Source organism: Leptothoe sp. EHU-05/26/07-4 (assembly GCF_043421015.1).
Lineage (GTDB): Bacteria > Cyanobacteriota > Cyanobacteriia > Phormidesmidales > Phormidesmidaceae > Leptothoe > Leptothoe turfae.
The window spans coordinates 1,170,118-1,197,111 of sequence record NZ_JAXSQV010000002.1 but is presented as its reverse complement, the minus strand read 5'-3'; the positions used below and the strand labels follow the sequence as shown (position 1 = coordinate 1,197,111).

The window sequence follows — 26,994 nt, the reverse complement described above, 5'->3', positions numbered from 1 at the left end:
GTCATCTGATTTTACTGTCCAAAATTAGAGACTCATTTCACTGCCCACGTTGGAAAACGAGCAAGGATTAACAGTGCACTCAATACGCCATTACCAGATAGTGCCACTAACCTTCGTTTAGTGAATGACTATTGAGGGAGATGTTATCTTTAGAGGCTCCCTTCTGACTGCACCCAGCTTGCGGCCAAGAAGCGATCGACATCGGCTTTGAAAGCTGCCAAACAACTTTCATCGAGGTAAAACATGTGACCAGCTTCGTAGCATTTGACTTGAATATTATCCCGGAGCGTTGGGTCAAGGTTCATATGAGCCAGGGTATAGTCCGTTGCCAAATGGGGCGTGGCTAAATCGTAATAGCCTTGGGCAACAAAGACTTTCATAAAGGGATTTTTTGCGATCGCTTCCCGCAGGGCCGCCGCCGTGGTGGGTAGTTCTCCATTTTCCCATTGCCAGGCTTTATTGACAGCCCAACTGATGACCTCATAGTTGAGATCGGTTTCGATGCCGAGGCTGCGACGCACGTAGTCATTAAATGTGGTCGTAAACGGTGGTTGGATGGCGTAAACAGCCGGATCGAAGTCGGGGCGCTCGGTAACCGCGAGGGCTTCAATACCCGTGTAGCGCACGTCAAAGCGGCCGATACTGCGTTTTTCAGTGCGGAGTAATTCCTTACAAAATCGGGAAATATCGATCCGTAAATTCGAGCCCAGCACAAAGTCCACATCCACACCAATATAGTGGGCGAGGGTGGTAGCAATGGTTTGCCGATCGCTCTCTGACAAGCGATCACCCTGCATTAGGGCGAGGGTGAGCTCGCGCTCTGACCAGGTTTCGACTTCCGCTAAGATATCCGTTAGCGATCGCTGTTGGAGTTCGGGGGCGAGTTTTTTGTGATACCAGGCGGCGGCTGTATAGGTGGGGACAAATAGTGAGAAGGGCAAATCGTCACTGCGTCCGAAAAAGACTGGCCGCAGATCCATCGCATTAGAGATTAGGACAATACCATTGAAGCTAATGCCAAGATCGATCAAATGACTGGCGAGGCCTGCGGCACGGGTGGTGCCATAGCTTTCTCCAGCTAAATAGAGCGGTGACGTCCAGCGTTGATAGCGCGTTAAATACAAACGAATAAATTCGCCAACAGAGTGAATATCGCCTTGAAAGCTCCAGAATTTTTTATCCTTGTCTTTGTCGATGGCTCGGCTAAAGCCCGTGCCTACCGGATCGATAAAGACCAAATCGGCCCGATCGAGCCAGGTGGAGGCATTGGCTTGCAGGCGATAGGGTGGGGGCGGCTGAAAGCCATCGTGTGTCATTACCACGTGCTGGGGGCCGATGGCACCCAGGTGCAGCCACACCGATGAAGAGCCCGGACCGCCATTAAAGACAAAAATCAGCGGTCGAGGGACACTCGCTTTGGTGAGGGTGTAGGCCGTGAAGAAAATCTCGGCTTCGGTTTCGCCAAATTCATCCTTGAGGGGAATCGAGCCTGCATGGGTGGTGTATTCCAGGGTTTTATCGGGCAGTGTTAATTCATGCTGTTTTTCTACGGGCTCGATACCGAGGAGTTGGCGTTTTTTTTCTTTTTTTTCTGGGGATTTTCCGGCTTCTGGAGTTGTCTTGGGGTCGGGGGCAGCGTGATCTTGAGTCGACATGGTGATGCTGAGGTTTAGTGCGATCGCGGGGGAGTATTCGGCGCGCTCCCCGACCCCAATCATATTTTCGGGGCTGGTGCACGCGACAAAGCAGTACCTATCATCCGCCGTACCGAAGATTGAGACAAGAGCTTACCTAAAAGAAGAACCCATCATCATCACCGAAGTAGTCTTCAAGTGGCTGAATTGCTCTGCTGTCATCATTAGAAAATCAGTATTTATAACTCATGGAATTTTCTTCCCCCAATTCATTTTGGAGTAGCCAAAAGCACAGCAAAGTATAAGTTCCCAATCACCTGCTACAGAGCGTATTAACTTCTTAGAAAGACCTTTCAATAGTCGGGTGCATTAGGATTGTATACATGCGCTTCAGCATTGTTCTTCCGGCAATTCTAATTCGTCACGCATTAAGTGGTCAGTCGTTATACCAAAAGTATCAGCTATTTTAAGAATCATTTCAGCATTAGGAACCTTACGCCCTTTCTCCATTTGCGATACATATGTATTGTGAACCTCCAGTAAATTTCCCAATTCAGCCAGTGTCAAACTCTGCCGAATCCTTAACTGGTAAAGCTTTTCCCCAAATCGTTTCATATGTCACTTGACCTACTGGAATGAGTTTGCTAAGCTTTCATACCAATAGCTATGAACTTATTTCGTCACCACCGTAAGCACTATGCCCTTTTCAATAACGAAAAACAAGGCTCTAACTCACGTGAGTGAACTGACAAGTTCATACGCTAATCTTAGCTGTGCAGAATATTTTGCGGGAATTGGCTTGGTCAGACTAGGCTTGGAGCAAGCAGGTTGGAATGTCCTGTTCTCAAATGATTGGTCACCTAGCAAATTCGAGATGTATTCTGCTCACTTTAAAGATGCAAGCGCGCATTATAAAGTGCAAGATATTTTCTCTATTAGTTCGACCGATGTTCCGAGTACTCTGCTAGCAACAGCCTCATTCCCTTGTATCGATCTGTCCTTAGCAGGTAACTTAAAGGGCATTGATGGAGAGCATTCCAGTGCTTTTTGGGGCTTCACTCAGCTTCTGGATAATCAAGTAAATAAGCCTAAGCTGGTAATGCTTGAAAATGTAGCTGGTTGGCTTACTTCAAATCAAGGAGAAGACTTCCGAATTACAGTCCAAGAACTGAATCGATTGGGTTATGCCTGTGATGTTTTTACAATTGATGCAGCTCATTTTGTGCCTCAAAGTAGACCAAGAGTTTTTGTGATTGGTGTGCAAATTTCTGAAGCTAATCAAAATATATTTATGCTTTCACAGCGCTCCTCCTCATTAAAAACATCGGCACTTGAAAAAGCTGTAATGGGAAATCTTGATCTTTGCTGGCATTTTTTGGACGTTCCAACACTACCAGATAGAACTGAATGTGACTTGAGTTTCGTGGTAGAAGACTTGCCAGAAAAAGATCAGCGTTGGTGGTCTAACAACGAAGTTAAACGCCATCTAGAGATGATGTCGCCCGTTAATCTTAAGTATCTAAAAAAATTACAGGATTTATCATCCTATTCATATTGTTCAATGTACAGGCGAGTTCGTCAGGGTCAACAAAGGGCAGAAGTTAGAAAAGATGGTCTTGCAGGCTGCCTAAGAACTGCCAGAGGTGGTAGTAGTCGGCAAATGCTAGTCAGAGTAGGACATAGTTCTATCCGCATGCGCTTAATGACACCTCGAGAATATGCCAGATTACAGGGAGTTCCAGATAGTTACCCTCTGCCACCACAGCTTAACCAGGCGTTAACAGGGTTTGGTGATGCTGTTTGTGTACCTGTTATTGCTTGGATCGCAGAAAGGATCCTGAATCCTTTAGCTAAGTCGTTTCAAGAGAATACGTTAACTCTCCAGTCCTAATCTCTAAAAGTAAGTTCCCCTGACTCCTTACAAAACCGTAGGTTACAGATCTACGGAATCTTTGCCGCCCAGCTGTTTCATAGTTTTGAAGAAGTTCGGGTAACCATTTGTCAAATGTGGAAGTCATATCTGTACGCTCAACTACCCAAACCTCAACATCCATATAATCTTTGCTTCTTGAAACAAAAATATGGTCTACATTCTTATCATCGGTTAGTTTGTCTAATCCGTGATTCCGGTGATACTGGTATTCAAAACTACTTCCAGTGGTAGCAGACTTAACCTCATAGTTTTCTAAATCTGCGCCATCCCCCCTTCTTGCCCTGTCATTCAGCAAAATCGCGGCAAATACCTCCCAATCTTTTGAGCCTACGCTACCTTGCAGGGAAAAACCATATCGCTCATAAATCTCTGCTTTGTTTCGACTGTACTCAAGGATAAATGCTCTATAAAACGAGTAAGCTTCCTGAGCTTGGATTATCGGCACACGAATAGTCCTCATAATGCTGCACATTGAGGAAAAGTATACGTAAGAAGATGACATTCTGCGTAGAGCTGCGCTGTATAAGGTGAAGTTAGCTAGCTGTTGCTAGTGCAGACAATGAAATCCTTTCTCGCTTTTCAGCTCGTTATCAAAGCTGTCGGTTTCTGTGCAGCCCATCTACCGCAATGCTGCTCCAATCAAGTAGTCCGAAAAGTCAGCCCTACCCTTTTTGTATAGTCGAAGGATCTGGTCTAATGTTGAACGATTGTCAAAATCAAACGCAATGCTGTGAAGCATGGCTCCAGAATACCGATAATTTCTTCCGGTAGATTTTCTCTTGTTGGTAATAGTAGTGCTGAGCATGGCGACAAAGAGCGTAACAATTTATACGAACAACTACTGGCGATTTGAACTGATAACATAACAGCCAATTCGCGTCGGATGATCCTCAACATACATCCCAGTTTCAACTTCTCTTAATAGCCACAATATTACAATATCTCCACCCGCTGCCATTGTAAACAATAAGCCAAAGGTTAGAAACAAACTATTACTTGTCAAGATTCCTAAAATTGCAGGTACTAGACCTAATAGTACACCAGGCATAGCCACTCCTAGTTTATAAGCTCTTACATCCATCGGCTCTTTGCAATGGGCGTATGGCGCTAATGCTTTCCACTTAACACCATATTTGATTGCGCTTGATGGCTTATTCCCAAAGAACTTCCAAGTTAATCCATGAATTGATTCATGTAAAATAGTTCCTGCAACAATCCCTATAAGGCAAAGAAGAGGATGCCTTAAAAAAATACTAATTCCAATGAAAAATTGCTGCCATCCCCATATCCATATATAGATTCCAGACAGGATTATTATAGGTGGCAAAGCAGCAATTACGGCATAATTGTTACCTTGGCTCATTGAAACCGAAATATCTTTTTTCATGCCTTTTCCGTAGCTAAGTAGCTAGGCTGATTCAAATGTAGTATGGGTTAGCGATAGAGTAACCTCTGTAGGCGTTTGGTTTCACTGTGCTCCACTTAACCTACACTGTCTTACCTTTAATTGGGCTTCCTTACTTAAATATCAATAAGTAATTTTTCAATTGTATCCTAGCCCTAAATATAAGTACGCTAACTCTTTATTAGATCTACTTTTTCAGTCTATCTCTCCTTATCGGCATACTATATTGCAAGCTCGCAGTCTATCCACCCAAATTAGGCAGATAGACTGAAAACTGTCCATATAGTACGCCCATATTAGGTGGATAGATGGATAATTTCATTCTATCTACCAGTCAAGCACTGTAGACGCCCACAAAAATGCGTAACATATGATACATGTATTGCTTGCGGGGCTACGTCATCTCGAACATCCTTGATCGATGGGTTCAATATCTGCCATTTTTGACAGTTAAACCAGTGAAATGAGCATTTTCCAGATCAAAAGTATGCCCTGAGCGCCTTGATAACAGAGTAATACAGCCTATTACAGCCTGCTTGACGAAAGCCTTAGGCCCGTTCTACAGTTACCCAATGCTGCGCTGTTGGTGCAGCTGTTCTACTAGAACCTAATAATTCGGCACCATCGGCAGGTGCTGACGACACCTAACCGATGGCTAACCCGCGGATTACCTTGCAATCCTTGGGCTGGGCTTATTATGCCTCAACCCCTGCGATTTGCCATGCATCGCGGGGGCTGAGAGATTAGGTTCTGGCTTTCCTTGTCGTTTCTCTGGAGAACCAGAACCATGTTTCAAGACCCAACCCAGGGCGCAGATGCGCTCACCCGTCAGCCTGCCCCACTGCCAGAATCCTCCTATGAAACCGGACGGCATCTGCTGCTGGGTAGTTTGACCTTTGTGCAAACCACCATCAAACTACTGCATAAGCTCAACTACACCGAGCCCAACGACTGGAGCCGTCCGTTACCCACCGGGCGACCCAATGAGGTAATGGCGATTTTGACCAAAAAGGTGAAGATTAGCTAGGGCTATGCGATCGCATCTGCTCAGGTGCGATCGCCACACCCTTCAAGGAATTCATGAACATGGTGCGTTCTCAAGAATCTATTTGCAGAGAGAGAGAAGGATAGAAGGAGGTGATGCTTTAGTCACGCTACGCTTGCTAACTTTCCTGATCGGTTGACTAATTCATCAATACATAGTGTGCCAAAATTTTCTGAACTTCAAAGATCTTTCCTTCACTACGTTTGAACTCTCGCTCAATGGGATATGACTCACCTGAAATCCAAATCTTCATTTCAGCATCTCGATCAAAACCACCAGCAGTCTCCACTGCAAAATGGGTAATAGATTTATAGGGTAGCGAGTGATACTCCTTCTTTTTACCTGTCAGTCCTTGAACATCGACAAGGATCAAGCGATGCTCTGTAAAAACAAAGAAGTCTCGCATCAATTTGAAACCTTTAATGATTTTCTCGCCATTCAAAAGTATTTTACTAAGCTCTTGTTCTAATAGTCCTAAATCAGCTTCAGAAGCATTGTCAAAAATGGCATCTAGCATAGTTCAATTTTCTCTACTTGATGTGCATAGACAGTGTAAATGGGCAGTCATTGATTTTTGCGGGATATATTGCCGTTATTAGCGATGGTACGTCGCAGCACGTTAATGAGCATAATTTTACAGTCTATTTTGATTATATTTATTACAACCCAACATGACACGACCTGTATAAAACAAAACAAACCTACTCCTAAATTGTGAAAGCCACAAAGTTGTAGCAACAGATTTAATCCAAATAACAAGCCTACAGATCATCTGGAGTAAAGTCGGGCAAAAGCCCATACTTTTCTTGTTCAATACATTGGGTATTATCCTTACCGCAGACCTTGACCCAACGCATCATGCCATTATCTTCGTGATCGACAAAGTGGCAGTGAAACACAAACGATCCCTCGTAATCTAAAGGCTGATAGCGGAATGTCGAAATCTGATTGGGTTGTACCAGTAGGGTATCTTGCCAGCGATTAGGAGTTGTCGATGTGCAATCTGCGTAGGTGTTTTGATAGGTGGCTGCAGTGTTTTTGAGCGTTTTAATGGTGGTTACAGCCTTCTCACAGGTTTTGATCTCCTTCAAATAAAATGGATTGGTATGAATATGAAATGGATGGGCGGATTGAATCGTACCATTATCATCCACCTTCAGGGTCCATTCTCCCAATGCTTCTTTCGTCAGTACAATCGGCCTCATATCTTCCGTAAAGATCTCATAATCTAGCCCCTTTTCAGGGGTATCAAACTCGAGTTCAGACGCTGATGAAAAGTCAGTTGCCATGCACCACTTATTCTTGTCCCTGCTCTCATCGGTACAACTAAAGGCAAAGCCAAAGGTAATATTGTTAATGTATTGTGTCTCATCTGGATGTGTTGGAGCAGGCCCTGTTTTTGCAGCCGGGAAGAAAATAAAGTGTCCTTCATACTTAGCGGTTGGAGATACAGTAGCCATTTTGGGGGCAGGTGGATAGTACTGATAATTGGCATAGGCCAGAAGTTCACTCTCTGGCGGTAGCACTTGATCGGTGTTTCGGCCCTGCACCGTTATAATTGCCGCAATGTCTTCCGTGCTGGCGGCAACAGCATTGCTCAAATACTTATAATTAGGGCTTTTGAGCACCAAATACGTTCCTTGAGTAGGAAATTGAACTAGCGCATCCACACGATTTCCCGGCCCCATCGTCACGCAGTTTGCATAGGAACTCCCACTAATACCGGGACAGGTGGTGTGACGCTCAATCTGCCCCGTGGTGATGCCATCATAGGCAATAATATTTAGCGGTAAGCTGCTAATTCCTCTATCTTCCTGGCGAGGCGTAAAGTTACGGGTATCGGCTAACCATGTATCTGCTGTAGTTGCCCCGGTTCCAATAACAACCTGATTAGTATTGGTATTGGTCAGAAAAGGAAGGCGATTAGGTGCAACCAGAGCATCAAGCGTACCTGTTAGGCTACCAATGCCTTTTGTGCTTAATTGAACAATAGATAGGGAAAGTGGTTCTGCTACTCCTCCGTTAATCAGACGCCACCGTTCAATCTCACCAGCAGCCATCTCAATTAACGGATAGGTTTGGCCATTCACCAACGTATACCCCGTAAAGGTTTGCCCTGCAAAGTTAGCATCTTGTGCTCCATTTTCGGCCCAACCGACTTCACAAGGAGTTGTTGTTATACAAGCACTCTTCCCATCAGGGGCCTCATAGGGCAGGTGCTGAAACATAAGGAGGCGATCGTGAATGCCTGCATCGGCCAGAATGGCATCTAATGATTTAACCTTCGTCCCCTCGTTCTTCTCCATTTGATCCGGATTAAAATTAGGGATTTCTGGACCGATATCATCAATGATGATGGCCCCTTCTAGGCCACTGGCCAAATCCACCGATGTGGTCCCATGTTGGTGGGGATGGTACCAGAATGTTCCAGCCGGATGCTCCTGTGGAATTTTAATCTTGATATCCCATTGATTGCCTCCCGGCAACAGGCTATCAATCACGTCATCACCAATCCAGTATTTCAGTTCCTCTGGAATGGTGTCAGGGGCTTGCTCTGTAGCCGCTAATTCTGCTTGCATCTTTGGCACAGTCATCGGTGAATCATGAAGACCATGGGTATGAAAATTCGTCATGTTACAGGAGGCATTGGACACTAAACCATTACCAATACATGACACATTTCCCTCATCAAAATAATCTTGGCGAGTATGATATTTGCGATATTCATTAAAGGTAATCTCAGGATGATTCTTGCTGATTTGCCGATAGCCTTGGTCTAGCCATTGCTTATAGCCAGCCTCTCTATCATCAGGCAAGTTATTGATCAGATGCAGGGTGATAGTATCTCCAGGTTTGACGCGAAGGGTTGGTCCAATCAAATCAGTAACCCACGTTTTTTTATTGTTGAGGATTGGAATTTTACTTTTCAGGTTTGCAATCGTGAATTCTCCTTGAGCCACATCCAGAATTGTATAGTTCCGTAGGGAAACCACATCTGGGCCAATGGTAGAACGAGGATTGAGAGAGGAATGACCAGGTTTATAACCTGCATTATTTGGAATGTTATAGTCCACTGAAATGGTGGCTTCAATTCCTGTTTCACCCAGTTTTGTTTGGATTTGGGCAGGAGCCGTTAAGGGCTGTTTGTAATACTGGGATGACGGACTACTCTCAGTAGTTGCCCATGCAGGACTATTCAGGCATAAGCAAAATATGCCTACCGAAAAGAGAGTCATTAAAACTCTAGGCAAATGTTTCATTGCTTTAATTGAAAGGCTTGTGCTTGTTTTTAGAGATGCATCGTAATTGTCAGTTGCTAACCGACGATAAACTTCCTAACCGCTGTCCCATCAATACCGAAATCGCATTAAATACACCGGACTGAAACAGTAGAATATTCAGGGAGCCACCATAGGCAAAGTGCCCTAACTCATCTCCTTTTTTAACAGCTACTGGACAGGAGCCAGGAGGGACCATTGTGGATTGATTGTTGACAAGTGATGCACTAATACTACTAATGGTATTTAACCCCACGGGGATTAATGCAACATAACCATATTTCTTGGTTTCAATAATGTAATAAGCACGATGAAAATCTTCAAAAACACTGAAATTCGTTGTGCTTTCACCCACGTTGAAGTGATTAAACCAATGTTCACCATCCGTAATGCCATTGTAAATACCAGGGATGTCCATCGATTCAACAATATTGCCAGTCACAGGAGAGTGAAATCGATGATAGTTATTGGGCATCAATACACATGAAACCGCAGTTCCTCCAACAAAGTGTTGAGCGTATTGAGACTTGTTTAGAAGTTCGAAAACGTTGATTTCTCTGGTCTTAACCCGAAGATCAGTGGTCAAGGTCAAGTCAGACTCTATGAAATTGATTTCTGAATCAGCCGGAGCCACTAATATAGAATCATCGTCATATGCTGCAATCGGACGAGCATTTACCTCAGGATTTAATTCCCTTGTAAAGAACTGATTAAAAGACTGATATCCACCTTTTGGGATAATAAAGTCCTGTATTTGGGTGGCGGGGGCCGCTTCCCATTCTTTGATGTACTGCTTAGATTCTGGAGAGTCCATAAACTCTCCACGAGCAAGAATAAACTTTACCGTCCAGTTAAATATTTCAGTAGTATACGGTGCGTTGTCTCTGCGACTTTTCAACTGATTGAGAAAGAAAAATGCGGTTTCATTATTCCGATAAAAATAGGTAAAGGGAACAATCTTGCCAAGTCCACCATTCGGCTGTGGTAAGAAAGTAAACCATTGCTCAAAATATTCAACAAAGTAATCAATGGTTTGACCAATCCACGGGTTCCTTTCTCCAGTGGGTTCAATGAGGGGAGTCACATTAGCGATCGCATCATTATAGGCTGCCTCTACAACAGGATTACTAACAATATCTCGTAATTCAGCAATCAACTGCTTCATCTTCTCAGTCAGTGGGGGATAAACGGCACTCATGGGAGATATCTCCTTATTAAGAAATTGCAATAAGTAAGTGTGAGATTTACGCAGGAAATGAACAATACTTCAGAAGTATTTCAAAGGCCTAAAAGAAAGAGCACCATAAGCGATCTTTCCGTATCACAAGTTAATTAGGGTAAACCCTGAATAGATTTACCCTGAATTCTAGTTTGCAAAAGTCACTAGCCTTTTATATGGAAGGCAATGTCCAAGTTCGGATGTAACTTTTCACCCCGATGATGAATTTGTACTTTATAGTGAATGGGATCACTATCTTTAGCTTCTGCAGAGTTCATTGGGCCACTATCCACACTTTCTGCAGGGACATTGCTTAAGGGGAAAAACGCATTCACTTCTAAGTGGGTCAGGCAATTGGCACACTTCACCACATTCCGACGACTGAGAACAGAATGGTGCCCCAGGTAGTAGGTCTTGTTTCCAACTTCTGCATAGGCTCTTAAGACAAACGACCCCTGAAATAAGGCCCGGTCAATTTTTGTAACCACCAACGTTTTTGAGCTAAACCGATCGTCATGGCTTGCTTTCTCTGCTTGAAACATCTCTTCACCATCTGGATCAAGCGACCCAATACTGTAGGTAAAGTTAAGCTGGTTTTCAATATCAATGCAGTCTTCAGATGTATAGGGAACTTCCATACCATCTATAGTCTTAGTAAATGGATGAAGCGGCGAGTTCAGATCAAGGCTGGAATTGGGGGCAAAACCAGGTGTCGGTCCCTGTGAATCGGTTGAACTAGTGCCAGAATACTGGGCAATAACTTCAAGTTTTTGCTTTTGCTGTTGTTTCTTTTGCCATACCCAAAACATACGATCAACATTGCAGTGATGGAAGAAGAAAATTGGATCTAGGGCAGCCGTATTATTTTCGCCCATGTCACCATTTGCGCCTGCTAATAGTCCATCTTGATCTTCTTTTCCCTCAATGATTAGATCAAAGCCTCCCACAGCAAGATGAACATCGTTATGGGGATCTTCTAATGGAATCGCAATATCTGCCTGTTCTGAACCATGATTCCATGCCGCCGCGGATGTCGTGTTGGAAAAAACAGTATAGTTTGGAGCATCCAAACATCTGAGATACCTGAGAAAAATGCTAAATTCCTCTGCTGGTTGTGGCTCATCATCCAGCTTTTTTGGAAGTTGCCCAGGTGGCATTTGAGTTACTTCTGTCGGGGGTTTTCCGATTAGCCACTGGATTACATTTTCGTTGAGTTTTTGGGTCCGACCGATTGGATCAGGATACTGATCATTGTGGGCTTTAGTAGCCTGCCGAGCTTCTGGCGTCCCCACTAGGCCAGATAACGGATAGCGAACTGTTTCATAGCCTTTGGGTTTTGCATACTGATGATTGATATCTCCTTGACTAGGGACATTCATTTCATCAGAGACTGCAACAGGCAAAACAAATGAGCGAAGAGGGTTATCAATGGTTTTACCTTTTAACTCTCCGTTATAGTCATCATCGCTAAAAGTAAACTTCTCATCAGTAAGGGAATGGGGGATGCCCTCAGCCAGAGATTCTACGCTAGTTTCGTCCCAGTACGCCATCATTACGCCTGGAACAATATGTTGTAACGCTTGTTCTAGACGATAGACATAGACTCGATGCCATGTGGGAAACAAAACATTGCCATGATTACAATATCCACCCCAGTAAACATAAGTATCGATTTCTGATAAATTATCAACCCAAGGTCGATAAATAAAGGGTTCACCATGATATCCCCCAATCCGAAAAAATGAGTCCAGGTCATCCGGGGGAAGTTCTTTGATACCTTTCCAGGCACGCATCAAATCCTCAAGCGGCTTTTTATTACCACGAGCATGTAATCGTTCTAGCTCACGCACAGAATAACGAGTTGGGTAATCATTGTGCATAGATCGATTCAACTCCATGTAAAATACATTACAAAGGCTATTGTCGAAAAGCAGCACTTTACGTTGTGAAAATTCTATCCATCCATAATGGAGGGGGATTTTGTCCGCATAGACGAATTTTATCGGCTTTGCCAGATGTAGTACAATAAGTTATTGTAAATTTATTCAGAGAGCGACGATTTCGGGTTCTTTTTGAAACAAATATTCATAACGAGCATCAACAAAAAAGGGGCGATAAAGCTATCTTGAGCTTTGATAACCGCCCCTTTAAGCCAATTAAGGCAAAATTTGTATTTGTAGTATTCCTTGCAAAGAGACACTCTACTCGCTTATAAGCGTTTACGGATGACGCTTGTTGGATTGTGTATATCTATGCCTATGATATATAGGTCGATCCATGCTACAAGCAAACGATTTATATTTTTGGCTGGTTCAATGCCAGATGCTTTGATTGTCTCTTGCTAAGGCACTAACACCATAGAATATGCTCCTTGGGTGACGGGAACAGAATAGTGAGTTTGCATTAGCATTGGTTGAGGGTTCAGCGGATGTGCCAGTTAAGCCGACCCGCATCGCTGTTGCCGGGTATTTCGCAGTAGAAGCGATGATGGCTCTGGGGTCGACACCCACAAGCGGTGCGATCTCGATTTTAGGCTCGTGCAGGCGACTTTAGGTATCTCGATATAGACGGCTTTGTTGCGCTCAAGGAGAACACTGCTCTCAGGTCCGACTATTTTGTGGAACTTCCGACATTGCCTAACATGTTCGAACTTAGCGGCGCGGCTAAAATACCGAACGACGCCCAGTGAATAAGCGTCCGCGTCCACCTCAGATCCTATATTAGGTGTCGAATTGCGCGAGATGGGCAAGCCACTCTGTTTGGTTCATAATAGTGTTGCCGCACCAAACCGATACTTTTGGGAAATTTGCAACATACTTTCCTGCCTCAACCCACAACCTTTGTATGGCAGGGTCATCATTATACAAGCTCAGTGAAAATTTCTCTCCTTCTAACTGACAGTGCTTAAAAAATAAACCTTGTGGATTTTCATCTAAGCGAGAACGAAGCTGAAGGAACCATCCTGTGTAATCATTTGGGACTCGATCCAATGCTTGTTCATTACTATGGTAATAACGCCAAACTACATCCCAACCTTGTTCGTGAAAGTGATTCATCCAATCTTCCGGGGTTGGTAATCTCTGCAATACAGCATAAGCAGAAAAATCAGTAGAGCTAAACCAAGGTTGAACAATCTCTTTCCTGTCCGGGTGCTGCAAGATTTCGAGCGAAGTACAAGCGACTCGCAAAGTTCCAGGTACATCAAGCGTAAATGTCAGTCCTTGCTCAGTCTCTATTAACTCAATTCCCTGGCAACAGTTGCCTGTAACAAATCCCTCTTCCCAGTCGATGAAGTAACTTTTCACTCCTTGAGCAGTAATCTCAATATCTCGTATCCTTCGCATACCAAGATGACCTGTCACTAGGCTCTGAAGAGCCATTTTATGCTACGTCTTAACCAGTAACTCAAGACACCTAACGTCTGCGTTATGTGACTATCCGGGAATGTCGGCATGGGTTAGCCCATCGGTCAGGTTGCCCGATATCTGGATTGAGTGCCCCCAGAATAAATCACCATCGTCGTGCCAGAATTCAAATTCGCCATCCGGATAGACAGAGATAGCCTGCAAAATCATTTTCTTCTTGAATTTCTCTGGTGATAATTCCATTTCTTCATCGCTAAGCCAGTTGTCGTTCTTCAGTGGCAAGAGTTTTTCAACAGCATAGTCGCTGACTCGTTTACTCCAAGCTGATTCGGCATCCCAGAGCGCGTAGGCGACATGGAGTGCGGGAATGAGTTCGTCAGCTTCTTCAACGTTCACATTCAAGTCGACGGCTTCACCATGCCATTTCACATTGCCGGAATACCAGCTTACCTGTCGATCGAACGTAAGAGTGCCAAATCGCTTGTCTTGATGTATTACTGGTTTCTGGAGTTCGGCCAAATGTGTGTGCAACTCGGAATCTGCCAGATCAACTTGGATGAATTCTTCAAGCTGCCCCTGGGGGCTACCAAGTACATTGTTCTCGGCGATGCGAGCCCTAATTCTGATTATCGTTTCTGCATCTATTAAATCTTGAAACGTCCGAAGTTCGACATCGGTGACTCGACGGCGAAGCGTGAGGGACTCAGTTCGGACCGGGTCTGAGCCAACACGCCACGCATCGAAGGTGAGTAGCAACGACCAAAGTTCTTGTCCACCGGATTTTCCAGCACCGACGCCATTAGAGCTGACAACGCCGGTCAACTCGCTAACGGGGCTAGCTGCGAGTTCATTGTAGAGTTGGTCTTCTCGGCGGTTTGCATCTGCGAAGATGTCATCCATATGCCTTTGTCACATAACGTTGGAATTGTGCGGCGGTCAGCATCTTGAATTGTAGTTGATGATCTTTGCTCCGCCGCACCAACGCAATGTTAACCGATGCCAATTACCAAAATAACTCTATTTTCTTACATTGATTTGATTACTTTAAGGCGATCCTTCTTCGCTGTCGTTAGGACCTTGACCACTATAATAATTTTCTCGAAAAATTTTAAGCTCTGGCAGATCAAAGATTTCAGATGGATTTCCTTGAAGCAAGCGTAGGGTGCGTTCCTGACTACAGACATTTTTCATACTTCTCCCAGAATTGGAACGCACCGCCTTCGGGAACACCACTCCATCTTGGGCACCCTAGTGAACATAATCACTGCCGCTCTCAAGATGCTAAATTACCGTCGTCCCTACATGGCTGGAGGTACCTACTTTATCACCCAAGTCACCTATCAACGGGTTCCTTGATTATGTCGTAATATGGTACGTCGAGCACTTCGAGACGCCTTCATTACCGTTAAAAAACACCATCCATTTTCAATCGAGGCTATTGTATTATTGCCGGAACATTTTCATCGCCTCTTAACGTTGCCAGATGATGACGCCAATTTTTCCATGCGACTTCGATGACTGTATACTGAAGAAGAGTATGCTCGCGAGTTAGAGCGATTCTGCATTGAGAACGGTTCATGTCCTACTTCTTTATTTGACCCAGATTTCTCTAACAGTATGTAGTTTATTAATGGTGAAAAAGGAGCTTTGGAGAAGTCAGAGTTAATTGAAGTTCTAGAACAAGCTGCCCGTAATGGCACAAAGAGTCTCGACCTATCAGGCAAACGGATAGACGAGTTGCCCTCTAACATAGGTGAGCTTAATCAGCTCATAAAACTCAATCTCTCGTCTAATCATTTAGTAGAACTGCCATTAGAGATAGGTAATTTAAGTAGCTTAGAGGAAATCAATTTAAGTTCCAACAGAATAGCACATCTACCACATTCCTTTTCTCAATTAAAGCAGCTTGAAAGAGCTTTTTTGACCAATAATGATTTCAAACTGTTTCCAAAAGAGATTTCAAGTTTAATTAGATTAAAGGAATTAGATGTTTCTAGAAATAGGCTCACTGTAATCGATCTAGACAAGTCTAGTTTAGAGGGGTTGGAATGGCTTAATCTTTCTTTTAATCGAATTTGCGTAGTATCTTCAGAAGTTCTTCAATTGAAATCCCTCAAAATTCTTCTACTGGATGATAATCGTCTCAAAAAACTGCCTATTGAAATAGATGAGAATGATGCCCTTGAGGACTTAAACCTTAGCAAGAACTTTTTTGTTAAGTTTCCCATTAGCGTTACGAAACTGCAATCTTTGAAGTACTTAAGGCTTGAGGATAATCAATTAGACGCCGTACCTGCAGAGATATCGGATATGAGAGCTCTAGAGGCTCTGTACATAGGAATTAATAAGATCAAATCATTGCCATTATCAATTTGCCAACTTAACAAATTGGTTCATCTTGATCTGTTGGGTAATAATCTTCAATCAATACCTAGTGAGATTGCTCAGCTTAGCAACTTAACTGGCCTGATATTGGGTTGGAACCAATTAAGAAATATTCCTCAGAGTATTAATCAACTTACAAGTTTGGAAGAGCTTGATCTTAGAGATAACCCTTTAGATGATTATAACTCTGCTGACTATACCTTTCCTGAAGGTGTAGTTCTTTTAGGGGCATACGATGATTTTTGATTTTGCTAAACTTGGTAAATTTAGCGGTTTGATTATTCTGTCTATGTCTAACCAGAGTTAGCAGGGGGAACAGCTTCGCTTGAGAATTTAGCTAAAGAATTCGGAACTATAGAGATTGTATAGAAGCTTGTGTAAGCGATCTATCCCATCATGGATTGTGTAAGAGGCCACAAGAGTGGAAATATTCCAGTGTGCATCAGTTTATTGCAGAGGGCATTTACCCGTCTGATTAGTGCGAGGAAGAGAGTCCAGTCATTCCTCATGGTTTTCTGGATAAATAGTGAGGAGAGTGCAACACTAGAGTCATTAATTTTCTAGAACTTTAGCTTCCGTAAAATAAAGAGGGTAATTTCTAAGTCTGGAGTTACTAATGCCAGCACTCTCAACAACTTGATATTCAATATAGATGTCTTGTATGCCTGTAGTATTAAGAACTACAGAAGAAATTTGTGACTCTTCATACTTGATCTGGTTTGACCATAGAATTTCTCCATCACCAAAAACATTTACTAAATAGGTGAGTGTTGTTGTTCCTGAAGAAAGATCTGCTAATCCAAACTGCAAGAAAACACCGTCTGCCTTGACGCCTGGGAGCTCTAGGTTAAAGCTTACTCTAGTTGGCAAATTTCCATCAGTAATTAGAGAAAAGGTAGAATCATACTTTTTTTTATTAATAAACACTTCTCTAGTCGAGAACGTAGCATATTGTGATCCTAGGCCAACATTCGTAATTAATATGGCATCGTTGAATTGACCAATGTCCGGTGGTGTCTCTACATATCCTTTATTAGGGTCAAAACCTGGAAGGTCTGCGTTACTGTTATAGTTAATTGTTACTGATACAGTTTCTCCACTGATTTCACTGTTTTCGAGATTACTCCCTAATTCATTAGAAGTTCGGTTATTTGAGCTTTCCTGGTTGATTGTCCCATCAATAGCCTGATTTATACCTTCTGAGTTTTGAACCTCACCATCATTTTGTTCAATTTGACTAGATTCAACGTCTTGTACGTTTGAGTCATCTGTACTGCTTACGGGAGATGCTACTTGACCGAAGCTCTTGTCACCAATAGATACAGAACCTAGTTTAAAGATGTTAAGGAACAAATGTCCTACGCCAATTGATGCCAAGAACGTTATCAGTAAACCACTGATAAATCCGACTTTGAAAGTATTAAGAGTAGCAAGAAAGCTTTGAATTTTGGAATCCTTCTGCTTTTGACTTGTATTTTCTTCCTGGTACGCCATATAGAGATTAGAAGTCAATTCTATTGAGTTAAATAGATCCATACTATCAACTATAGTAATTCTCGCCATGCCTGAGCAAAGATCAGGAGGTATCAAAAAATGAGAATTTTTCCCAGAAAGCAACTAGGGCAGTACGAGACCAAATCTGCTTAAAGTTGTGCTCAGATGTCCATTTTTACGAACAATTGCTGTGATAATCTACCTTCCGATGACTGTCCCAACAGTGCTCTACCTTTTCACAAGGTCGTAATTATATCTGCAGCCTATCCCACTAGGACCTACCTATGCGTTATCCAGACTTTGTCTAGATAAATACCTCCCAGTCGGAGTTATCCCGAAACTGTCTGGATAAAAATCTAATGCCGGAGTTATCCAGACAGCTTCATCAAGTTTTCAGTATAGGGCTCTTGCCAGATTGCGATACATGTGCATTAGCTAAATAAGAATTAATACCTTTTGCACAGTCAATCTTGATCATAGGGATCGCGATCGCACATTTCACCACACAGCCACAGCCTGCGCTCAAGCAACCAGGTCTTGCCCAAAATCACCCAGACCACCCCACTACTGGGACCCCCCTCTAACAAGAACCGCTTTATGATGAAGAAGGACTCTCTGCCGTCAACGCAGCTCGTTTTCATTTCTTCTCCTAACAAAGCATCTATGACCGCTCAATTAACCACCGCTCTTGAAAAGCAATATTGGACCTGGCGGGGGCACCGCATTTGTCACACCGTTCAGGGGGCTGGATTACCAATTGTGCTAGTCCATGGCTTTGGCGCATCCGTCGGGCATTGGCGCAAAAATATCCCTGTCCTGGCTGAAGCTGGCTATCAGGTGCATGCTCTGGATCTCTTAGGCTTTGGTGCATCGGATAAACCGGCCCTCGACTACTCTCTCGAAATTTGGGAATCATTGCTGCAGGACTATTGGCAAGAGCACATTGGGCGACCGGCTGTCTTTATTGGCAATTCCATTGGTGGACTCATTACCCTGATGATGCTGGCTAATGCGCCAGACATGACCCAAGGGGGAGTACTCCTCAACTGCGCCGGGGGCCTTAACCATCGCCCGGATGAACTGAATTTTCCCCTACGAGTTGTTATGGGAACATTTACACAGCTCGTTAGTTCTGACCTATTTGGTCCCTTTATTTTTAATGAAGTGCGGCGTAAGTTTCGAATTCGGGGTTCCTTAAAGCAGGTTTATCGCAATCGAGACGCCATTACAGACGAACTGGTCGATATGCTACATCGCCCTGCCTGTGATCCAGGGGCCCAAAAAGTGTTTGCCTCTGTTGTGACCGCACCTGCTGGCCCAAAGCCCGAAGATCTGTTACCTAAAATTCAGCAGCCCCTCTTGGTGCTCTGGGGGGAAAATGACCCCTGGACTCCGATTCAAGGAGCAGCCGTATATAAGACTCTCAGTGAGTCCCCCAGTGCCCAGCCACCAACGACCTTTCAGGCCATCCCTCAGACTGGCCATTGTCCCCATGATGAACGCCCAGAGGTGGTCAATGAATCAATTTTGAACTGGCTGAATGGGCTTTGATTAGTTACGTTAGGGGTCAGTTTTTCCTCCCTAAGGCACAATGGCCAGAGTGAGTTTCCATCGCTTAAAGAGCTTTGTTTAGGCCCATGCTAATCCCCGAAGATCAATAGATTTAGTGGCATAGGCTTTCCGAGCCAGGAAGCATGTTCAGTATGATCTTGCAGATCGTTTCCTGTCAGCCCATGGACAAGCACCGTGAAATCTCCTCGGTTATTTTCCAGCCATGGGATCAGCTGATCAAACTGGGTTTTATCAAATGCCAGTTGACAGCTCCGGCAAGGGTGCGGTCCAATGGGTTTCTGATGGAATTGGCCTACTTTCACTCCAAACAGTTCTCCAGCCTTCTGACATAGTGAGGAGGCTGCTGCCACAGAACTGCCATCAAAGTAAACATGGGCGTGGTATTGGTCGTAAATGTTGACGGGTCGTTTGATCATTAGTGAGCTGGTTTCTGAATAAAAACATCTAAAGGGCCAGGGCGTTAGTCCAATAGTCGTTAGACGACAAGCATTGGGGAATCTGCCCGGTATTGTGCATCCAGGCTTGCAAACAATCGTAGTAATCCGCACTCATGGAAAAGTCGTGGGTAAAACAGGAGATTGTTGCATCGTAGATAGCTTGCCCGGTCTGATCGCCTGCATAGGCTCCGGTACGCTTGTCGTAAATGGCTTGGGCCGCTTGAGGATGCTGGTGAATAAAGTCAATCCCCCGTCGTAGTATGTTCAAGAATGCCTGTAGGTCCTGTCGCCGCTGTTGCAGCAATTCGGGTGTTGCAATCAGAATAAGCTGGCAAAAATCAGGAACGCCCCAATCTTTAAGCGCAAAAAACTGAGCATCATAACCGCTCTGTCGAGCTTCGATCACTTCAAAGTTGTAGAACACCAGCGTTGCCAGATCGGCCTTGTCCTCAATCAGTGCATCGGTATGCAAAAAGCCATTATCGACAGAGGTGATGGCATCTTCAGTAAAGTCACCGCCATCGGCCTCAATCATGGTTTTAGCGATGGCCCGCCCTAACGCAGACGGTGCACCGGGGTACTGTATGCGCTTGCCCACCATATCTTTCGGTCGCTCGATACCGCGTCCTGTAAAGTACATGACGCCACCATTGGTATGCAAAAAGCGAGCCCAACCCACCACGGCATGGCCCTTACCTCGATCTTCTACCAGATGAACCGGCTCTGTAACCGCGATATCGAGGGTGCCAGCTTGCAGTTCTGCGATCGCATCCACATGCTCTGAGGGTTCAACCAGTTCTAAGTCCAAACCAACGTCCGCAAACCATCCTTGCTCAAGACCTACTAATAGAGGCACATGATCTGGATTTAAAAACCACTCTAAGCCCAAACGTAATTTAGACATCAGCCACCAACAATCAACTTCAGATCATTATTCATCTAAAATTTGCTTACAGCAAAACATTGCTAAAAAAAGCCGAGTAGTCTATCAAGGTCTAAATTGTGAGTAGGACAGACACGGGCAGGGTGAGATGCAGAGATCGGTTAGTGCTCAAGCTCTCCCCGTCTCCGTGTCTCCCTAGGGATAGTTTGTAGCCTATCTTCCTGATTGGGCTGGATAGACTGAACGTTTGCAATATAGCAACTCTTTGTAGGGAGATAGATGGAAAAGGTAGATCGTGGATCTAATAATAGATAAACAGCAGTTAGACAGCAAAAGCAATTAAGTTCTGTTGATTTGGGAAATGAGACATGAGCCATCCAATACAGTGTCAATGTGGTTGCCTTAAAGGTACTGTTGATGATGTCACCCATGCGAATCGGGTCATCTGCTATTGCCAGGATTGTCAGGCATTTGCTCACTTTCTAGGCAAAGGGAGTGAAATCCTTGATCGTCATAGTGGGACAGACATTGTTCAGACGCTGCCAAAAAATATTTCCTTTACTCAAGGAACTGAAGTATTAGCATGTGTGCGACTTACTGAAACTGGTTTACTGCGCTGGTATACGACTTGCTGTAATACACCGATCGGAAATACTTTACCAATCTATAAAATGTCTTTCATTGGCCTTGTCCATAACTGTTTAGAGTCGTCCGAGATCACACTGGATAATGCCTTTGGGGCTACATGCATACCTGTTAATACAACATATTCAAAAGGAGAAATAAAATCGAACCCAGTAGACCTCATCGTTACAATCATCCGTAATGTAACTAGAATTTTCAGGGCACGGATTGATGGAAGTTATAAACAGACGCCCTTCTTCTTGGTAGACTCCGGAATTCCTATCGTTAGCCCTAAAATACTAAGCCGCCAAGAATACGAGGACATTATGAGTGCTGTTTAGCAACCGCGCTGCGCCGGAACAAGGATGATAGTCCAAAGAACAGACGCAAATACCTGACAAAGCTATTCTGATAGTCACCCTCACCTGATGTGATCGGACCGAGCAAGATACGGTCGAACGGATCGGCGTGCAGTAGCCTTGGATTTTGCCAGCTACCTAAATCGAACCATTCATCATCAGACTTATTCCTGGGAAGTATCAAAAAACTCCAGATGGGGCTACTTTAAAGCATTATCATCCGCTACACTCCTCTTGCACTAAGGTACGGACTCGGGGGAGCAGCATTTGGTTAAGCAGGCATCTTACCGCCATTTTTGGGGTGATGTATCTCAGGGTGCTATAGCAGAAACTGTTAGCGGTCTGACGCTTTATCAATCAAGGCAAGAACTCTTTGATCCCAAGGTTGAAGAGTAAACATAATTAAAAATGAACAATCCTGTAGGGGCACTCCCTTGTGGATACCCTTCTTTAAAGTTTAAATGATGGAAGTCCTTTAAACTTTCTTTCTAGAACAGCTGAACCCTAAGGCCGCAAATAGAACTCCTAAACCCAGGGTAGGCTCCATAGTACTCACGGGCTGATGGTGATGGCTACTCGATAATGGAGCAACATCAGCCACAATTACATTGTTTAGAACAGCTGTATAGTTGCTAGCGATATCGTCACCAATGCTGCAGCCACCCTCATCAGGAATGTAGGCACGCTCATCATGACTGGCAAGGCTATCAGCGTGACCAAAGTTTTGTACCCAATAATTGCCATAGGTAGAACGACTGTCAAAATGCAAACCAAAACCAATGTCGGTATAGGTTGTATTGAGCAAATTCTCTTTATGGCCAGGGCTATTGAACCAGGCTGTTACCACCGAGGCAGCTGAATCGTGGCCAGCTGCAATATTTTCACCAGCGGTACTGTAATCATAGTTGACTCTCGTAATCCGATCCGCAAGGGTTGAACCATTGGAACTTCTATGGCTAAAATAATTTTCAGTCGCCATATTTTGGGCATGGGCTTGCGCCGCTCTGCCTAGCCGATAAGAAAAACTCAGTGGCCTTGCTCCATTTTGTTGACGAATAGTATTGGTTTCGGTCAGCAGGTCGGCAAACAGTTCTGCCAAAATAGTTGTACAACTATTTTCGATGGCAGAGGGTGGTTCTGTTGTGCCGCTGCTAGCCTTGTCTTCGTTGCCGCCGCCACCGCCACAGCCTGTGAGTATGATGCCGATTGCTAAAACTAGTGTGCTGGCCTGTGAATTAAGCCCCATGGGTGCTCTGTAAGAAAGATTTGAATTAACTTGCTTTTGAGATAGAGCCCCACGGACAGTAGCATCTCGAAGTTGAACAGATGCCAAGACAATCCTGTGAACACAGTTTGAACAATTACCTTGGTTTCATCGACCGTTACACTACTAGATAGGTGAGTCAGCTTTACTCGACTTATCTCAGTGAAAATAATGTGTCGGAGATTACTGAAATGGTTGCAGTGGCAACATTTGGAGCCGGTTGTTTTTGGGGAGTGGAACGGGCATTTCGCTCACTGTCAGGGGTCACCAAAACGTCCGTGGGTTACATGGGGGGACATTTTGAAAACCCATGTTACTTGGACGTACTCTCTCGCATTACTGACCATGCTGAAGTGGCCCAAATAGAATACGATTCGGCCATAATTAGCTATGAAGCACTATTAGTAACTTTTTGGAAAATCCACGATCCGACGAGTCTTAATCGTCAAGGTGCTGATCGTGGAGAACAATATCGTTCAGTAATTTTTTATCACACCGAAGAACAACAACAGCTAGCCCACCAATCTAAGCGAACTGTTGCGAGTCAATATAGTAAACCAATAGTGACTGAAATTGTTGCGGCGACTGCCTATTGGTTAGCCACTGAAGAACATCAACAATATTTTGATAAAAAAAGCAACAAACAACAGTGGCAGAAGTGATAGAAGTGTTAGGAGTTGCAGACGTATTAGGCATAAAAATAGCCCTGCTAGCTCAAAAACTAGCAGGGCTATTACTTTTTGAGCATTAATACAGATAACTCATGGTCTGAGTCACTGTATCTAGATGTTACTGGACTTACTTTGTACGCTCATCAAGCTGATCAAGGCGCTCTGCTTGAATATCTTTAACGCTCTTGGACTGGTTGTCCAAGTGCTCAAGACGCTGCTCATGAAGCTTGTTACCGCCTGCAACATCCTTTAGTTGATCATCAGACAATTGCTCGTCAGTAACGTTCTTGTTCTGCTCTTCCATGGAAGTTACCTCAATGTAGAAACAACGGAAGTCCTGTTCAATCGTCAAATGCACAATGCAGGACTTTCCAATAATATCGAGCATGTCAAAAAATGGAAGAGGTTTTGGTGACTTCTCATGAACTTTTAATGATCCGTTGGCTTTCAACGAGTTTTCTGAGGATTTATTAAGAGATAAAAAGCCAATTGTCAGAGATTCTACGTAAATGCATCTCGAATACTTAAAATCTCCTGAGTATCTCCAAAAAAGCTAAACTTTTTGCTATAAGGGCATAGATAATAGGTGAATTTTACTGGATTATCAACCTTCATTATTAGAGGCCAGATTTCGGATGGGCGACAGTAGTATTTTTCGTCAAGAAGCTTTGGAGCGTTTATCGTCGCCAGAGCAGCTTGATCAGCTTATGCAAATCGTTTCTCCGCGCAGTTGGCTGCCTCTAGCGACGATTGGTGGGCTGCTGGGGGCTACTATTGTTTGGGCCTGTGAGGGTCGGATCCCAGTAACTACAAGCAGCCATGCCATTTTGGCCTATGCTGAGGGGGAGTCTGGTGAGCTGGTGGGTGTGGCTCATTTTCCCAGTGGGGAGCTGGCTCAGATTGAGCGCGGTATGGACGTACTGCTGATCCCGGATGTGGAAGGTAATAAGCAAGCGGCTGGTGGCATTGAGGGTAAAGTCAGTGAAGTATCACTACCGATGGTAATGACCCTGGATGGGGTACGTGAATTAGAAGATCCAACGGCTCCTGCAACGATTGAGGTGTTGATAGAACTGACACCTGATCCTGATACGAGTAGTGGTTATAAGTGGTCGGCGAGCAGTCTCAATATGATTCCTTTGGCCGGTATGCATGCAACGGCCAGGGTAACTCTCGATCAGAAGGCCCCCCTCTGGTTTGTATTGCCTTTTTTACATCAGTCGTAGGAGTAACAGTCCCCTTAGTGATGGGCTAGATTCTGATCCCTGAACACGTTCAGCTGAGGGGCAAAGTCAGCAAAACCAGCTTTCGTGCTGCCAATGCTCTTGCCAATGCTCTATGTATATCCGGTGGCCGTAGATGGACGGCTTCATAAACGACTTTCGCTACTCTCTGGCGTCTGTTGTTGTGAACTGGCAGGCACCGCTTTCTTGTAGCGGATGAGCCAGGCAAAACCTGCACTGGTGGCAAACATGATTAGGGCATAGATGGCGGCGGGAATTGCCATGCTGGGGGTATTTAAAAAGGTGGGTGCACTGGCAATGGCGATGGCTAGGGTGCCATTCTGAATACCCACTTCAACGGTGATGGCTTTTGCACTGCGGGCGTCGAGCTTGGCGAGGGTTGCGATCGCAAATCCCAATCCCATGGTCAGCACATTTAAAGCCAGCGTGACTCCACCCACCTGGACAAAAAAGCTGGCGACATTGGCCCGTTCTTTGGCCAGCAGACCAACAATAATTAGCGCCAAGAAAAACAACGACAGCCACTTAACCCACTTTTCCACCTTGGCGGCAAACCTGGGGACGTAGTGATGAAGCGCCATGCCGATGGAAACAGGAATGAGGGTAATGACGGCAATTTGAATAACCGTTGTTAAAAAAGAAAGTTGTATAGCTGCTGCCTCCCCCATAAACTGTTGCATGGCAAAGTTAACCACGAGGGGGATAGTAACGATTGTAATCAGGCTGCTAATAGCTGTCAGGGTGATGGAAAGTGCAACATTTCCCTGCACCAGGTAGGTCACCATGTTGGATGTGGGACCGCCTGGACATGCGGCTAAAATCATCACACCAACGGCCAACTCCGGTGAGAGTGGGAAAAGGCTAGCTAACAAAAAGCCAACCACTGGCAGCATAATTAGCTGAGCAACCAGTCCAAGAATGACAGCTTTAGGTTCGGTCAGAATCCTTTGGAAATCGCGAGTTGTCAGGCTCAGCCCCATGCCTAACATGATGATAAACAGGGCTAGCGGTAGAAAAACTGCGGTTAAAAAGCTTGATTCCATGATGTCTTCTCTAAAGCTGCAGCAGGCTGGTACGGGGCAGGTGTTTGGAGACTAAGGCGAGTTTTGAATTTTGAATTTTAAGTTGAGCTCGCAACTTGAAATTGCAGAAACGGAGAATTTGCTGACGCTTAGTCCTATGGTCGTTTGTAACCAGCGGTTGCTAGTAATCCTACCGCGATAACGCCAACGATCAATGTCGGTTCAGGTGTGCTCACGCGATTAAAGGTGATAGGAGTGCCAATGGCTCCGCCGTTGGGTAAGAGAAATGTATCGGTGGAGTCAACGGTATTGGCGGCGATGGTCACTGTTGAAACTACGGTGCTGCCGGGCACTGGGAAGCTGGTGGGACAGCCCGTTGGGACATTGGTGCCCAAAAACTCGTCTTCTCTGTAGGTTAATGTCAGGTCACAGCTGGGTGTGAGGAGATCGCTCAGGTCTAAAATGGCCGTTGCTTGGTCACAGGTGCCTAGGGCAGTGCCGAGATTGCGATAGCTAAATATGCTCAGGTCAACACCTGTGGTTCCAGGGCTAAATTCATAGGCTCGGGTGCGGAGTAACCCACCTGTGTCACCCAAAAATTGTTCTAAATGGACATATTGCGAGGTCGTTGTGCTGCTGGTCGGTACGGCACAGTTTTCCATGGTCAGCAGCGGCACGGCAGGGTCACTGTTAACCTGTGCCTGGTTGGTAAAGAAACCCGTGAACCAGTTCACTGCCTGCTGCACCTGTTCGGTTGGTGTCAGGGTGTCAGCCAGTGTTGGAGCACTGATTATGGTGGAAATTAGGGCTGCACTAACCCCTGTTTGCAAAAGTCGCATCATAAGTTTGATAGGGATGACTGCAGGTGTTACGCTGCTGAATTAATCTAATTGCAAGGCTTTTAGGGAAAAATCTGATGAATAATTTCTGAGAAATCATCCGTATCCGATTGTGGTGTGTTTAACTGTTGTTCGTTCTGAATAACAGGGTCTGATGCATACACGTTTGACTGGGTTAACTTAGCCGCTATCACCATTAGGCCCAGACCAAGGCCTACAATCAGCAGCTGTTTACGGTGGGAAATCATAATGGAAGAGAGAAAATTTTGCATGTGGCCAGACTTAAAGAAACAGGGGCTAATCAATCAATTTCGCTGGTTT

27 protein-coding genes are annotated in these 26,994 nt (G+C 44.6%); 7 read left to right on the top strand and 20 right to left on the bottom strand.

Going from position 1 to position 26,994, the window contains the following annotated elements; all coding sequences use genetic code 11:
* Window positions 1-149 precede the first annotated feature (149 nt).
* Both U2F10_RS06885 and U2F10_RS06880 read right to left on the bottom strand, forming a co-directional pair.
* Complete coding sequence (locus U2F10_RS06885) at window positions 150-1,718, bottom strand: S10 family peptidase (protein ID WP_499871430.1); 1,569 nt, start codon at window positions 1,716-1,718, stop codon at window positions 150-152.
* A gap of 306 nt (window positions 1,719-2,024) precedes the next feature.
* Entirely contained in the window at window positions 2,025-2,249 is a 225-nt protein-coding gene (locus U2F10_RS06880) for a helix-turn-helix domain-containing protein (RefSeq protein ID WP_163671472.1), read from the bottom strand.
* A gap of 82 nt (window positions 2,250-2,331) precedes the next feature.
* Between U2F10_RS06880 and U2F10_RS06875 the strand changes: the two genes are divergently transcribed.
* On the top strand, window positions 2,332-3,525 hold the full coding sequence (locus U2F10_RS06875) for a DNA cytosine methyltransferase (protein WP_499871428.1): 1,194 nt from the start codon (window positions 2,332-2,334) through the stop codon (window positions 3,523-3,525).
* On the opposite strand, the gene U2F10_RS06870 is transcribed toward U2F10_RS06875, so the two are convergent.
* Both U2F10_RS06870 and U2F10_RS06865 read right to left on the bottom strand, forming a co-directional pair.
* Complete coding sequence (locus U2F10_RS06870) at window positions 3,485-4,027, bottom strand: hypothetical protein (RefSeq protein WP_250565249.1); 543 nt, start codon at window positions 4,025-4,027, stop codon at window positions 3,485-3,487. The two genes, U2F10_RS06875 and U2F10_RS06870, sit on opposite strands and share 41 nt — an antisense overlap.
* Window positions 4,028-4,405: 378 nt before the next feature.
* Complete coding sequence (locus U2F10_RS06865) at window positions 4,406-4,954, bottom strand: DUF3267 domain-containing protein (protein ID WP_163671475.1); 549 nt, start codon at window positions 4,952-4,954, stop codon at window positions 4,406-4,408.
* An 805-nt stretch (window positions 4,955-5,759) separates the two neighbouring features.
* On the opposite strand from U2F10_RS06865, the gene U2F10_RS06860 reads away from it, so the two are divergent.
* The gene (locus U2F10_RS06860) at window positions 5,760-5,999 is read left to right on the top strand and encodes a hypothetical protein (protein ID WP_163700457.1); all 240 of its coding nucleotides are present in this window, start codon (window positions 5,760-5,762) and stop codon (window positions 5,997-5,999) included.
* Window positions 6,000-6,156: 157 nt separating this feature from the next.
* Here the strand turns inward: U2F10_RS06860 and U2F10_RS06855 are convergent, their stop codons facing one another.
* The 7 genes from U2F10_RS06855 to U2F10_RS06825 all read right to left on the bottom strand — a co-directional run bounded on the left by U2F10_RS06855 (window position 6,157) and on the right by U2F10_RS06825 (window position 15,070).
* Window positions 6,157-6,534 carry a PH domain-containing protein gene (locus tag U2F10_RS06855; protein WP_163700454.1) on the bottom strand — a complete coding sequence of 126 codons (378 nt, stop codon included), beginning with the start codon at window positions 6,532-6,534 and terminating at the stop codon, window positions 6,157-6,159.
* A 244-nt stretch (window positions 6,535-6,778) separates the two neighbouring features.
* A complete protein-coding gene (locus U2F10_RS06850; protein WP_499871426.1) occupies window positions 6,779-9,253 on the bottom strand; it encodes a multicopper oxidase domain-containing protein in 2,475 nt (824 codons plus the stop codon).
* Between the two features lie 73 nt (window positions 9,254-9,326).
* Window positions 9,327-10,493, bottom strand: coding sequence for a phosphatidylserine decarboxylase (locus U2F10_RS06845; protein WP_499871425.1), 1,167 nt, complete (start codon window positions 10,491-10,493; stop codon window positions 9,327-9,329).
* Between the two features lie 185 nt (window positions 10,494-10,678).
* Window positions 10,679-12,394, bottom strand: coding sequence for a tyrosinase family protein (locus U2F10_RS06840; protein ID WP_499871424.1), 1,716 nt, complete (start codon window positions 12,392-12,394; stop codon window positions 10,679-10,681).
* An 840-nt stretch (window positions 12,395-13,234) separates the two neighbouring features.
* Window positions 13,235-13,894 carry a hypothetical protein gene (locus U2F10_RS06835; protein ID WP_499871422.1) on the bottom strand — a complete coding sequence of 220 codons (660 nt, stop codon included), beginning with the start codon at window positions 13,892-13,894 and terminating at the stop codon, window positions 13,235-13,237.
* Window positions 13,895-13,948: 54 nt separating this feature from the next.
* Window positions 13,949-14,779, bottom strand: coding sequence for a DUF2262 domain-containing protein (locus tag U2F10_RS06830; protein ID WP_499871420.1), 831 nt, complete (start codon window positions 14,777-14,779; stop codon window positions 13,949-13,951).
* A gap of 144 nt (window positions 14,780-14,923) precedes the next feature.
* Window positions 14,924-15,070: a hypothetical protein gene (locus U2F10_RS06825; protein ID WP_499871419.1), complete on the bottom strand. Its 147-nt coding sequence runs from the start codon at window positions 15,068-15,070 to the stop codon at window positions 14,924-14,926.
* A gap of 456 nt (window positions 15,071-15,526) precedes the next feature.
* Here U2F10_RS06825 and U2F10_RS06820 point away from each other — a divergent pair, with 456 nt between their 5' ends.
* Window positions 15,527-16,510, top strand: a complete 984-nt coding sequence (locus tag U2F10_RS06820) for a leucine-rich repeat domain-containing protein (protein WP_499871417.1) — start codon at window positions 15,527-15,529, stop codon at window positions 16,508-16,510.
* A 306-nt stretch (window positions 16,511-16,816) separates the two neighbouring features.
* Here the strand turns inward: U2F10_RS06820 and U2F10_RS06815 are convergent, their stop codons facing one another.
* Entirely contained in the window at window positions 16,817-17,827 is a 1,011-nt protein-coding gene (locus U2F10_RS06815; RefSeq protein ID WP_499871415.1) for a hypothetical protein, read from the bottom strand.
* A 395-nt stretch (window positions 17,828-18,222) separates the two neighbouring features.
* Window positions 18,223-18,399: a hypothetical protein gene (locus tag U2F10_RS06810; protein ID WP_499865443.1), complete on the bottom strand. Its 177-nt coding sequence runs from the start codon at window positions 18,397-18,399 to the stop codon at window positions 18,223-18,225.
* A 22-nt stretch (window positions 18,400-18,421) separates the two neighbouring features.
* On the opposite strand from U2F10_RS06810, the gene U2F10_RS06805 reads away from it, so the two are divergent.
* Entirely contained in the window at window positions 18,422-19,309 is an 888-nt protein-coding gene (locus tag U2F10_RS06805) for an alpha/beta fold hydrolase (RefSeq protein ID WP_163671486.1), read from the top strand.
* An 89-nt stretch (window positions 19,310-19,398) separates the two neighbouring features.
* Here U2F10_RS06805 and U2F10_RS06800 read toward each other — a convergent pair whose 3' ends face one another.
* On the bottom strand, window positions 19,399-19,746 hold the full coding sequence (locus U2F10_RS06800; protein WP_499871413.1) for a DOPA 4,5-dioxygenase family protein: 348 nt from the start codon (window positions 19,744-19,746) through the stop codon (window positions 19,399-19,401).
* A gap of 28 nt (window positions 19,747-19,774) precedes the next feature.
* Entirely contained in the window at window positions 19,775-20,671 is an 897-nt protein-coding gene (locus U2F10_RS06795) for an ABC transporter substrate-binding protein (protein ID WP_499871411.1), read from the bottom strand.
* Between the two features lie 347 nt (window positions 20,672-21,018).
* Here U2F10_RS06795 and U2F10_RS06790 point away from each other — a divergent pair, with 347 nt between their 5' ends.
* A complete protein-coding gene (locus tag U2F10_RS06790; protein WP_499871409.1) occupies window positions 21,019-21,615 on the top strand; it encodes a DUF6151 family protein in 597 nt (198 codons plus the stop codon).
* Between the two features lie 493 nt (window positions 21,616-22,108).
* Here U2F10_RS06790 and U2F10_RS06785 read toward each other — a convergent pair whose 3' ends face one another.
* Window positions 22,109-22,879 carry a CAP domain-containing protein gene (locus U2F10_RS06785; RefSeq protein ID WP_499871408.1) on the bottom strand — a complete coding sequence of 257 codons (771 nt, stop codon included), beginning with the start codon at window positions 22,877-22,879 and terminating at the stop codon, window positions 22,109-22,111.
* A 209-nt stretch (window positions 22,880-23,088) separates the two neighbouring features.
* Here U2F10_RS06785 and msrA point away from each other — a divergent pair, with 209 nt between their 5' ends.
* Window positions 23,089-23,559: a peptide-methionine (S)-S-oxide reductase MsrA gene (gene msrA, locus U2F10_RS06780; protein WP_499871614.1), complete on the top strand. Its 471-nt coding sequence runs from the start codon at window positions 23,089-23,091 to the stop codon at window positions 23,557-23,559.
* A 136-nt stretch (window positions 23,560-23,695) separates the two neighbouring features.
* On the opposite strand, the gene U2F10_RS06775 is transcribed toward msrA, so the two are convergent.
* Entirely contained in the window at window positions 23,696-23,872 is a 177-nt protein-coding gene (locus U2F10_RS06775; protein ID WP_163700415.1) for a hypothetical protein, read from the bottom strand.
* 331 nt (window positions 23,873-24,203) lie between these two features.
* On the opposite strand from U2F10_RS06775, the gene U2F10_RS06770 reads away from it, so the two are divergent.
* Complete coding sequence (locus U2F10_RS06770; RefSeq protein ID WP_163671491.1) at window positions 24,204-24,794, top strand: hypothetical protein; 591 nt, start codon at window positions 24,204-24,206, stop codon at window positions 24,792-24,794.
* A 143-nt stretch (window positions 24,795-24,937) separates the two neighbouring features.
* Here the strand turns inward: U2F10_RS06770 and U2F10_RS06765 are convergent, their stop codons facing one another.
* The 3 genes from U2F10_RS06765 to U2F10_RS06755 form a co-directional block, all read right to left on the bottom strand.
* Window positions 24,938-25,855 carry a bile acid:sodium symporter family protein gene (locus U2F10_RS06765; RefSeq protein WP_499865451.1) on the bottom strand — a complete coding sequence of 306 codons (918 nt, stop codon included), beginning with the start codon at window positions 25,853-25,855 and terminating at the stop codon, window positions 24,938-24,940.
* A 134-nt stretch (window positions 25,856-25,989) separates the two neighbouring features.
* Entirely contained in the window at window positions 25,990-26,676 is a 687-nt protein-coding gene (locus U2F10_RS06760; RefSeq protein ID WP_499871406.1) for a CpcT/CpeT family chromophore lyase, read from the bottom strand.
* A 59-nt stretch (window positions 26,677-26,735) separates the two neighbouring features.
* Window positions 26,736-26,945 (bottom strand): hypothetical protein, encoded by a 210-nt coding sequence (locus U2F10_RS06755; RefSeq protein WP_499871405.1) that lies wholly within the window; start codon window positions 26,943-26,945, stop codon window positions 26,736-26,738.
* Window positions 26,946-26,994: the final 49 nt, after the last annotated feature.

Coding starts and splice junctions, on each gene's coding strand:
- U2F10_RS06885 (WP_499871430.1), bottom strand. CDS start 1,718: ATGATTGGGGTCGGGGAGCGCGCCGAATACTCCCCCGCGATCGCACTA.
- U2F10_RS06880 (WP_163671472.1), bottom strand. CDS start 2,249: ATGAAACGATTTGGGGAAAAGCTTTACCAGTTAAGGATTCGGCAGAGT.
- U2F10_RS06875 (WP_499871428.1), top strand. CDS start 2,332: ATGCCCTTTTCAATAACGAAAAACAAGGCTCTAACTCACGTGAGTGAA.
- U2F10_RS06870 (WP_250565249.1), bottom strand. CDS start 4,027: ATGAGGACTATTCGTGTGCCGATAATCCAAGCTCAGGAAGCTTACTCG.
- U2F10_RS06865 (WP_163671475.1), bottom strand. CDS start 4,954: ATGAAAAAAGATATTTCGGTTTCAATGAGCCAAGGTAACAATTATGCC.
- U2F10_RS06860 (WP_163700457.1), top strand. CDS start 5,760: ATGTTTCAAGACCCAACCCAGGGCGCAGATGCGCTCACCCGTCAGCCT.
- U2F10_RS06855 (WP_163700454.1), bottom strand. CDS start 6,534: ATGCTAGATGCCATTTTTGACAATGCTTCTGAAGCTGATTTAGGACTA.
- U2F10_RS06850 (WP_499871426.1), bottom strand. CDS start 9,253: ATGACTCTCTTTTCGGTAGGCATATTTTGCTTATGCCTGAATAGTCCT.
- U2F10_RS06845 (WP_499871425.1), bottom strand. CDS start 10,493: ATGAGTGCCGTTTATCCCCCACTGACTGAGAAGATGAAGCAGTTGATT.
- U2F10_RS06840 (WP_499871424.1), bottom strand. CDS start 12,394: ATGCACAATGATTACCCAACTCGTTATTCTGTGCGTGAGCTAGAACGA.
- U2F10_RS06835 (WP_499871422.1), bottom strand. CDS start 13,894: ATGGCTCTTCAGAGCCTAGTGACAGGTCATCTTGGTATGCGAAGGATA.
- U2F10_RS06830 (WP_499871420.1), bottom strand. CDS start 14,779: ATGGATGACATCTTCGCAGATGCAAACCGCCGAGAAGACCAACTCTAC.
- U2F10_RS06825 (WP_499871419.1), bottom strand. CDS start 15,070: ATGAAAAATGTCTGTAGTCAGGAACGCACCCTACGCTTGCTTCAAGGA.
- U2F10_RS06815 (WP_499871415.1), bottom strand. CDS start 17,827: ATGGCGAGAATTACTATAGTTGATAGTATGGATCTATTTAACTCAATA.
- U2F10_RS06810 (WP_499865443.1), bottom strand. CDS start 18,399: ATGAAAACGAGCTGCGTTGACGGCAGAGAGTCCTTCTTCATCATAAAG.
- U2F10_RS06805 (WP_163671486.1), top strand. CDS start 18,422: ATGACCGCTCAATTAACCACCGCTCTTGAAAAGCAATATTGGACCTGG.
- U2F10_RS06800 (WP_499871413.1), bottom strand. CDS start 19,746: ATGATCAAACGACCCGTCAACATTTACGACCAATACCACGCCCATGTT.
- U2F10_RS06795 (WP_499871411.1), bottom strand. CDS start 20,671: ATGTCTAAATTACGTTTGGGCTTAGAGTGGTTTTTAAATCCAGATCAT.
- U2F10_RS06790 (WP_499871409.1), top strand. CDS start 21,019: ATGAGCCATCCAATACAGTGTCAATGTGGTTGCCTTAAAGGTACTGTT.
- U2F10_RS06785 (WP_499871408.1), bottom strand. CDS start 22,879: ATGGGGCTTAATTCACAGGCCAGCACACTAGTTTTAGCAATCGGCATC.
- msrA (WP_499871614.1), top strand. CDS start 23,089: ATGGTTGCAGTGGCAACATTTGGAGCCGGTTGTTTTTGGGGAGTGGAA.
- U2F10_RS06775 (WP_163700415.1), bottom strand. CDS start 23,872: ATGGAAGAGCAGAACAAGAACGTTACTGACGAGCAATTGTCTGATGAT.
- U2F10_RS06770 (WP_163671491.1), top strand. CDS start 24,204: ATGGGCGACAGTAGTATTTTTCGTCAAGAAGCTTTGGAGCGTTTATCG.
- U2F10_RS06765 (WP_499865451.1), bottom strand. CDS start 25,855: ATGGAATCAAGCTTTTTAACCGCAGTTTTTCTACCGCTAGCCCTGTTT.
- U2F10_RS06760 (WP_499871406.1), bottom strand. CDS start 26,676: ATGATGCGACTTTTGCAAACAGGGGTTAGTGCAGCCCTAATTTCCACC.
- U2F10_RS06755 (WP_499871405.1), bottom strand. CDS start 26,945: ATGCAAAATTTTCTCTCTTCCATTATGATTTCCCACCGTAAACAGCTG.